Origin of the sequence: Yoonia sp. R2-816 (assembly GCF_046762905.1) — a bacterium.
GTDB lineage: Bacteria > Pseudomonadota > Alphaproteobacteria > Rhodobacterales > Rhodobacteraceae > Yoonia.
The window spans coordinates 1-8752 of record NZ_JBKQXN010000212.1 but is presented as its reverse complement, the minus strand read 5'-3'; the positions used below and the strand labels follow the sequence as shown (position 1 = coordinate 8752).

9 protein-coding genes are annotated in these 8752 nt (G+C 59.5%); 5 read left to right on the top strand and 4 right to left on the bottom strand.

The window, feature by feature from the left end:
• The 5 genes from ACFWW2_RS14075 to ACFWW2_RS14055 form a co-directional block, all read left to right on the top strand.
• Nucleotides 1–1099: alpha/beta fold hydrolase (locus ACFWW2_RS14075; RefSeq protein WP_393928795.1), on the top strand; the 1099-nt coding region annotated here is incomplete at its 5' end.
• 33 nt (nucleotides 1100–1132) lie between these two features.
• On the top strand, nucleotides 1133–1360 hold the full coding sequence (locus ACFWW2_RS14070; RefSeq protein ID WP_393928793.1) for an MbtH family protein: 228 nt from the start codon (nucleotides 1133–1135) through the stop codon (nucleotides 1358–1360).
• The gene (locus tag ACFWW2_RS14065) at nucleotides 1357–2340 is read left to right on the top strand and encodes an alpha/beta fold hydrolase (protein WP_393928791.1); all 984 of its coding nucleotides are present in this window, start codon (nucleotides 1357–1359) and stop codon (nucleotides 2338–2340) included. The genes ACFWW2_RS14070 and ACFWW2_RS14065 overlap by 4 nt, the downstream gene beginning before the upstream one ends.
• 49 nt (nucleotides 2341–2389) lie before the next feature.
• Nucleotides 2390–3250, top strand: coding sequence for a metallophosphoesterase family protein (locus ACFWW2_RS14060; protein WP_393928789.1), 861 nt, complete (start codon nucleotides 2390–2392; stop codon nucleotides 3248–3250).
• The gene (locus tag ACFWW2_RS14055; protein ID WP_393928787.1) at nucleotides 3247–3939 is read left to right on the top strand and encodes a 4'-phosphopantetheinyl transferase family protein; all 693 of its coding nucleotides are present in this window, start codon (nucleotides 3247–3249) and stop codon (nucleotides 3937–3939) included. Before ACFWW2_RS14060 ends, ACFWW2_RS14055 begins: the two co-directional genes overlap by 4 nt.
• A 482-nt stretch (nucleotides 3940–4421) precedes the next feature.
• Here ACFWW2_RS14055 and ACFWW2_RS14050 read toward each other — a convergent pair whose 3' ends face one another.
• From ACFWW2_RS14050 to ACFWW2_RS14035, 4 genes are all read right to left on the bottom strand, one after another.
• Nucleotides 4422–5654, bottom strand: a complete 1233-nt coding sequence (locus tag ACFWW2_RS14050; protein ID WP_393928785.1) for an ISKra4 family transposase — start codon at nucleotides 5652–5654, stop codon at nucleotides 4422–4424.
• A gap of 157 nt (nucleotides 5655–5811) precedes the next feature.
• Entirely contained in the window at nucleotides 5812–6729 is a 918-nt protein-coding gene (locus ACFWW2_RS14045) for a nucleotidyl transferase AbiEii/AbiGii toxin family protein (protein WP_393928783.1), read from the bottom strand.
• Nucleotides 6710–7540: a type IV toxin-antitoxin system AbiEi family antitoxin domain-containing protein gene (locus ACFWW2_RS14040; RefSeq protein ID WP_393928781.1), complete on the bottom strand. Its 831-nt coding sequence runs from the start codon at nucleotides 7538–7540 to the stop codon at nucleotides 6710–6712. Before ACFWW2_RS14040 ends, ACFWW2_RS14045 begins: the two co-directional genes overlap by 20 nt.
• A gap of 214 nt (nucleotides 7541–7754) precedes the next feature.
• Nucleotides 7755–8351: a DUF6088 family protein gene (locus ACFWW2_RS14035; protein ID WP_393928779.1), complete on the bottom strand. Its 597-nt coding sequence runs from the start codon at nucleotides 8349–8351 to the stop codon at nucleotides 7755–7757.
• Between the last annotated feature and the right edge of the window lie 401 nt (nucleotides 8352–8752).

Genomic DNA, 8752 nt, shown 5'->3' with positions numbered 1-8752 from the left:
CGAGGACAGCTTCTTCGACCTGGGCGGTCATTCGCTGCTGGCGGTGCGTCTGGTGGCGCGGCTGGAAGCGGAGACCGGCAAGTCGGTGTCAGTGCGGACGGTGTTCGAGACGCCGACGGTGGCCGGTCTGGCAGCGGCGCTCGGCGACCCGCGATCCAGCGAATACCGTCCCCTGTTGCACTTCGCGGGCCAGTCCGGAGCAAGAGGCGCAGGCGGCAAGACGCCAGGCGGGCTCTATTGTGTCCACCCCTCCTCGGGCCATGCGACGATATTTGGCCAGTTCGCCGCGCCCTTGGCGCCCGAAGTCGAGATCATTGGGGTCCAGTCTCGGGGCCTCATTGCGGGCGAGACCGGCTTCGGCAGCTATGAGGACATGATCAGGACCTATGCCTCGGCCATTGGCGCCGACGCGCCCGACCAGACGCGGGTGCTGCTCGGCTGGTCGCTCGGTGGCCATGTCGCACACGATGTCGCTTGCCGATTGTCGGAGGCGGGCCAGCGGGTCGGCGGGGTGATCATCCTTGACAGCGTCGAGTACCAGGTGCTCGCTGACGATCGCGAGTATCAGGCCGTGAAGGATCGCACCCGCGACTTCGGCTCATGGCTGGTGGAGATGGCAAAGGCGTTCTATCCCGACGCGGCGATCGAGGCGGCTGAGAGGCTGGAGGCACAGATGCGCCTGCTGGCCCAAGAGGCGATGCGGTCTGGAGAGCTTGTGGACGCGAAGATCCCCGACGATTCACGCCTGGTCGAGCACCTGCTGCGGGTCTGGCACAGCAATGGGCTGCTGCTTGAGCAGCGCTCGGCGTCGCGCCGGTTTGCTGGTCCGGCGCTTGTCATTCGGGCGGTGGACACCAGGAGCAGGGTCGATGATCCGGCGCTCGGCTGGTCGCGGTACTGCACCTCGGTCGACTGCCATGATGTGCCGTTCCGGCATGTCGAGCTCATGCAGCCCGAACCAGCGGCGATGATCGCGGCGATCGTGCGGCGGTGGCTGCGGCGAAGGGTGGGGAGTTTCGCCATGGCGGATCACGACGCCGATAACCCGTCGGGCGGCCGACCGGCCGGTGCGGGTCGAAAGGATATGGACGCACAGTAGCAAAAGGCCAACGCAAGCAGAAGGAGCAGCGCAATGGACGATGAGCGGATCGAGTATCAGGTTCTGGTGAACCATGAGGAGCAGTATTCGCTGTGGCCGAGCTTCAAGGAGGTCCCGAAGGGCTGGGAGCAGGTCGGGCCTGTCGGCAGCAAGGAGGCGTGCCTTGCCTGGGTCGAGGAGGTGTGGACCGACATTACCCCCTTGAGTGTCCGCCGGCAGCTGGAGGACGCCGCTTCGGCGCGGAAGGAGAAGGCGCATTGACAACGTACAACGGCTCGGCCGTTGCCATGGACCCAATCATGTCGCAGGCCAACCAATCGCGCCGAGCCGGCCCCCATGCAGCGCTGCTTCCTTGCCTGCCGCAGGTAAGCACCAATGCCGGCGGCGGGGCGGGAGCGGCAAGAACACCGCTACGCGCGTTGTTTTGGAACACCGGGGACAGCGCGTCTCTAGCGCCGATCGCCGACGCGAGGACGGTGCCGGTTTTGCTGCACGGTCTTGGTGACGGGGCGGACATTTGGCGGCCGGTGTTGGACCACTGGCCAGGGCAGGCTCCGCCGATCATGGCCCTTGATTTGCCAGGTCATGGTGGTTCAGGTCGCCTGCCGGAAGACAAGTACCGGGTTCCGGAAATAGCGCGGGTCATTGCCGCGGCATTGCACCATCTGAGGCTCGAGCGGGTCGTGCTGATCGGCCATTCGGTTGGCGCAGGCATAGCGCTGCACCTGGCCGGCAGTGGCCTGATGCGGCCGCATGGCACCATTTTGATCGAACGCAGCGCCGAAGCGGTTGAGCAGGCCGACGCCGCTGTCGCCAAGCACGTTGACGGCTTGATTGTCGGCGCCACCGATCTCGATCGGTTGATCACCTATGTACGCAGCCAACTGCCTTTGGCCGATGCGCGGGCAACCACAGAGGCGATCACGGCACTGGCGCGGCAGGCAGATACGGGCTGGCACCTGCCAATTGATCCGGCAGTCAAGCGGCTGCTCGACCGTTCAGCCAACGGAGACGGTGAATGGGCCTTGTTGAAAGCCGTCCAAGGACCGGTGGCGATCGTTCGCGGTCAATACTCCAGCTTCCTGCCGTTGACGATTGCCGAGCGAATGGCAGCGATGGCGCGCTCCCCGGTTACGGTTGAGACCATCACCCGGTCGGGCCACGCCATCTCATTGGAACAGCCGGCAGCCTTGGCCGCCTGTCTGGCGCGGCAAATCGCGCGTTTTCATGGCAATTGCTGATCCATGGAGCGAACATGCGTCAAATCCTCCCTGTACCAGAACTGATCGCATGAGGTTGTTCGCCATTTCCGACCTGCACATGGAGCATCCGGCAAACCGGCAGCCCCTGCGGGATCTGCCCGCCCGCCCCGATGACTGGCTGGTCATTGCCGGGGACGTGGGGCGCGGGCTTGAACATCTGGCCCTTTGCTTTGACATTCTGGTGCCTCGGTTTGCCCGTGTGGTGTGGACACCGGGCAACCACGATCTGTGGTCGCGACCGGATCGCCCGGATGAAAGCCGCGGCGTCGCCCGTTATGAGGAACTGGTGGCGTTGGCCCGGGCCTATGGTGTCATCACACCCGAAGATCCGTTCCCGATCTTCGACCATCCCGGCGGTCCGATACTGATCGCACCTGTCTTCGTGCTCTACGACTACAGCTTCCGCCCCGGATCGGTGCCGCTGGCGGGCGTCGTTGGCTGGGCGGCGGAGGCAAACAGCGCGTGCGCCGACGAATACCTGCTGCACCCGGATCCTTTCCCTTCGCGCAACGCGTGGTGCAAGGCCCGCTGTGCACAAACCGAGGCGCGACTGGCCGCCCGACCGCAGGCCTTGCCGACCGTCCTGATCAGTCATTTCTCGTTGGAGGAAGCCCTGGCCGTCCTGCCTCGGGCACCGCGATTCACGCCCTGGTGCGGCACGTGGTTGACCAGGGACTGGCATCGACGTTTCGATGCCAGGGCTGTGGTCTTCGGCCATCTGCACATGCCCGGTACGCGCTGGATCGACGGCGTGCCGTTTCAGGAGGTCTCTCTCGGCTATCCCAGGCAAAGGCGCAACGGCTCCGCCATTGGCGATCACCTGCGCGAAGTTCGACTGGAGCCGAATGAGAGAACGCCGGCCATTGTCGGGGAGCCCGGGGAGACATGACCGATACCGCCTGGTGGCAGGTTTATCGCAGCATGGACGGCATCGAGGTCTTTGCCATCGGCCTATCGCCCGATGCCGCTCTGGAGGGGTACGCACTTGGCCTGCTCAGCCAGCCCGAACGGACACGCTACCGGCGGTTCCTTGTCGAAGATGCACGCCAGCAGTTCCTGCTCGCTCGCGGCGCGTTGCGTCTGCTTTTGAGCAAGCGGCTCAATCGAGTGCCGGCGGCGATCAGCTTTGCGACCGAGGCCTATGGCAAACCGTATGCGATCGTCGATGACGTTCCAGCGCCAGTTTCGTTCAATATCAGCCACAGCGGCGATGACGGGCTGATCGCCCTCACCGGATCGCGCAGCGTCGGCATCGATCTGGAGCGCCGCCGGCCGCAAGTCGATCTCGACGGTGTGGCAGCACGTGTGTTTGGCGCCAGGGAACGGGCGGTGCTGTCGGGCCTGACCGGCCGCAAAAAGCTTGATCTGTTCTATCAACTGTGGACGTGCAAGGAAGCCCTGATCAAGGCCAAGGGCACCGGCTTCAGCTACGATCCGACCCGCTTCGAGGTGCCTGACACCATCCTGGCGGGCGGAAGCAGCGCCCGGTTCGGGTTTCCCGACGACGACACGCAACATTGGATGCTGGAGGACCTCGGATCCGACACCTATGCCGCCGCACTTGCCTATCAGCCATGACATCGAAGATCGCTGAAACAGGCCGCGATCGTGAAATCAGGTGGATCGATTGTGGTATGGTCCCTGATGACCGCGCGAGCAAAACGGGGTCCATTGCAGGATAGTGTGAAATCCTACGCTCTCATGAGCGTTTTTGATTTTCCCGACACGCTGAGACTACCCCGCTGCCGCGGGATGGTCAAAACTTGTGGCCTGTGCTGTCACCTGGCACTTAAGTCTGAGGCTGTGCATTCAATGATTTCAGTGGGTTGCGCTGGTACCTAATTTGAGACTGGGCAGTTAACGGGACCGTTCAAGACCGCGGGGTTATGCCGCCCTGAGCAAGGGTGGCGTAGGGCTGATGAAGCTCGCAATGTTGCCCGAAATAGGCTGCTTCGGCGCCTCATATTTCGTTCGTTCGGACAGGTCTCCGTTCAGCACTGATGCCCGAACTTTCAGCAGGTAGTGCGCTCCGGTACGTGACCAGCGCATCTGTTGCTTTTTCACAAATCGTCTGGCGACGAGCCCGTTGACGCTCGCTTCCCATCACGGTACCGCTCGGCATAATTGACGACCGATCCCTTGTTCCGTCTTATGTAGCCTTGCAGGGTTTCGAGTAATTTGTCCGCGCGGCGCGCCCAAATGCTCGGCTCGGTTTCCCGAGACAGGTCCTGCCGAACTTTTGCGATCAAGGACAGCGCTCGACCCGCTTGCCCATCCCACAAACGCCACCTTATTCGTTCGATACGGCCCTCGAAGCTCGACATGTGCTTCGGGACTGTTGCTGCCAGCTGAGCAATTGGCTGAACCTTCATTGAAATGTGGAACCAGTCGAGCATGTGGGTCACCGGTTGTGGAAGCATGCTGGCCAAGCGCTTCAGGCATTCCGCACCATCCGAAATGACGGTGATTTCGCCTTGGTCAATGTAGCCCTGCCTCTTGAGTGCCAGAGCCGCCACCGCCTTTAGTTCCCTGGGCTTTGTACCTTCAAATGTAAAAACTGGCCCTGGCGGACCGCCTCTGCCACCTCGACCACAATGGCCAACAACAGCCTCGAACGTTCGGCCGCCATACTGTTTGACCAGCGGAATGTGCGCCGTGTCTACATTGAAAACAAATTCTCGTGCCGGATCGCCCGCAAGCGCGAGCGCGAGCTGTTTTCTGTCCGGATAGTTTAGGGCTTCGAACCAGCGTTTACGCCTTTCGGCCTCTTCGATCCGCTTCCCTATGGCCAATGTCCGGTTACGAAGCGTGGTGAAGGCTCTTGCAGATTGATCCGGCAAGAACGTCGCCAGGACTTCTGAGGCTTCACGATATGAGAATTTTGCGCCCAGCTTTGCGGAAAGCTCCAACAGTTCAGGCGTGGCACGGTCTTTGCAAATATCGGCCGCAGGGGAAAAGGTGAAACAACATGCCGGATTGCACTTCTGGCAAACCATCAGACGAGGGTAGCGGACAGGAATTTCACCAAAGATCGTCAGTATCCTTCTTTGGTTGTAATCCTTGATCGGCAGTAGTCCGTCGCAGGTTGGACACACCCGGCAGTAGCGAACCCAAAGGTCCAACTGCCGCTCGATGATAATCTTCTGAACCTCTTTCATGACCGCCTTACCGTCATCGATCGAGCAGCCCAGCTTCCCGTCAGCAAGACCGTCAAGATTCTTCTCGGTCATGAACTCCTTGCGATATTCATCCCCTATCGGGTCAACGGCTTCCAAAGTAATGCGCCAATGCATTTGCGCCTCCACAGCAATGATCTATGGAAACCGAGACTATCTCATATTCGTGACTTCACCCCGTGGTTTTGAACGGCCCCGACAGCGGGGATCAGAACTGCAGCGGGGACAACCTAGCAACGGTTCAATTGCGACGCACTTTCAATTGGTTGGAGAGTCAGCACAGGAGTTTCTCCAGCTCTCCCCTCTGCTCGGCGTGTTTTCTCGGGTTGTCCTGGATCAGCCGCTTCAGGTTGAGAAGTTTCCAACGCACGGCGGGAAGCTCAGAAGCCTGTGGTCGATCTATGGCAGAGAAGTCCGGGGTGCCATCCTGCAAGCTGAGCAGGAATTGTTTGGTGTTCTCATCGAAACGGGATTGAATGTCCGCGATTAGCTGCCTGCGTGTCACCAGCAGGTCATCAAGTTCGACGGGTGATTTGGTCATGCCTTCGAATTCGCGCACGTAAGGCTGGTCCAGATCGATCAGATTGGGGTCCAGCAGCTCATGAGCAGGACGTGATGAACAGGCGATGTAGATCAAGAAGGTCCGGAACAGATCGTCCGTCATGCCTTCGTGTTCATAGAGCAGCTTCACGTCGTAAAGGTCGCGCGGGTGCTGGCGATCGACTGCGGCATGTAGCTTGCCGCCGAACAGGTCTTCGAACGAGACAATTTGCATCTCTGCGTACCCAAACGCGTCTGCTACCGTGTCGGAGACCGAGCGGATTTCGGGTTTATGGACAACGCCCCGCGTGACCGGCGAGGTTTCGATTTTGATCTCGGCACCCTCAAGACGTGCGAGTACGCGGGTGGCACCGCCCCCACCACCCAGAATTCGTTGAGCTCGCGCGCCTTTGATGCCTCTTTCGATTGAGGCAGCGATGCGATCCATAGCTTCGTTGATCTCGACGAGGCTTTCAGCACGCTCTTTGATCGGCAGGTAGGTCAGATCGATATCAACCGAGAGGCGCGGCAAATCGCGATAGAACAAGTTGATTGCCGTGCCTCCTTTGAGCGCGAAAATCTCCTCCTTCGCGACATGAGGCAGGACGCGTACCAAAAGAGCGACTTGGGCTTCATAGGTCTGACGTGCCATCTTCGACCTCCGTTCTCACAAACTCCTCCGGTACCATGATGCGATACTGTGGGTGGATCTTCCCGCCCTTGACCAGCGCACGGTCGCCTGCCCCAAGGTCGAAGGCTTTGGGATCGAGGCGTTTGCGCCACGGGTGATTGTGGCGATCCGCAAACACAAAGAAGAGTCGCCGAACCTTGATTTTGGTGCAGCTCAGTAGCAGTGCCGAGAGCAATTTCGGGCGCAGCGTCGTCAGGCCCTCGAATATCATATCGATGCTGTGAAAGCTCCCATGATCCGGCAGTTCGTCCATGGCTTCTATAACGGCTCGTTCGGGGGCAGACATCCGCAATTGCCAGTCCCAAGGCAGGGCATTTTCTGACTTGCCGGTGTTCTCTGTGAGACCAAGTGCCGGATCAGTGAACAGCGATGTTTTGCGTGTCTCGATGGGGGCGTCGAGTGGGAGTTTGCCCAGCCACTTTGGTGTGGCATCGCCATAAACCCAGACAGGGGCATTTTTGCCAAGACGCAGGTAGTGATCATAGCCCTGTTGAGAAAGCGCAGTGGTGCCACCGATGTGGACCTCGTAGTTCATGATGTGCTGCATTGAGAGCAGGCAGGCATTCCAGGGTATGGTGTTTGATCCTGACGTGTTTGGGACAGGGCGGCGGAAGACGCCGCGGTGAACCCGCTCAAGCCATCCACGTTTCACGTAGTCGCGAAAGGTCTCGTAAGCGACACCTTGGCCAGTGAGCCAGGCGGCATCCACAAGATATCCTGGTGGCACCGCCTCCAGAACTTTCTTCAGATTTTGCGATCTTCCAGCGCTCATGACACCTAAATTGTACTTTTTTCAAAGAAATTGCAATAAGAGCTCTTTGAAGAACCGACTTCTTCAGTGTTCATAACGCTGAAAACTGGAACTCAGCAAAAAGAGTGGGATCTGACAGTCCACCAGACACGCAGGATAGTCGGAGAAATCTGACGCCAAGAACGGAAAGCGTCGCCTGGGTTTTGGGCTGTGTCGTTCGCGAAGGCGTCGATGCTCAGGCTTGTGCCACGATCTGCTGCACGACGGGATGCATCCAGGCCGGAACGTATCGGCTTTGCTTTGCAAGCTGCGCCCGGTCTCTAGCATCCAGTGCGCAGGCGATCTTGCTGATCACCTGATCGTCGACGCGATCTTTGCCGACATAGCGGAGCGCTTGGAAAACCGTCCCTGTCTTTGAGCCAGCACCGACTAAGGTTTTCGGGGAAGCGTTCCGGAACTGGATGACCTGCCGTCCGATCTTCTTAGTTCGAGTAGGTCCGTCGGTCATGTAGGTCGGATTGGACGGAACCTGGGTGGATAGACCCAGCTGGTTTGCCGCCATCGCAGGCGAAGGCTGCAGAACCTGGTTGTCCTTCTGCGCTACCGCGCGCGCAATATCGTCGGCAGAGGGGGCCAGGAGCCCAAAACGCGGGCTCTGCTTGGGATAATCGTAAAGCCCGCGCGTCAGCCGTCGGATCACGCCCTGATCCGCCAGACGCGACAGCGCCTGATCCACGCTTGCACGCGATCCGACATCAAGGAAGTCCGATGGCGCGAAGATGGCGCCTCGGCCCTTCCCAAAGATGCGCCGCTTAATTTTCGACGTGATCATGGTTCAACTCAATGTCAGAAAATAGGGTATGGTTTTCTGAACGTCAAGAAGGACAGGCTCTGGCAGGGACGGCGGATACTGTTGAAAAACTCCAATTTTCACGAAAATGGGCGAGAAACTTCCCCATAGAAGCATTCTCTGAATTTTCGTCGAGGGGGTCCGCCTGAGACCAGTGTTAGCGACGTCTGAGGCGCTCAGAGGCCCTACTAGCCACTTGGTTTCGATTTGGTTGTCGCACCGGGTTATGACAGAAAAACGCAGTCGTCAGATTTTCGAGTTTTTCAACATGGCGTAATCAGGATCGGCACACTGCAGCCCCTGCTATTCTTGATGTTCATATCGCTGAAAAGGAGACTGACCGATGGATTATTTTGCTGGGTTAGATGTGTCGATGGAAGAGA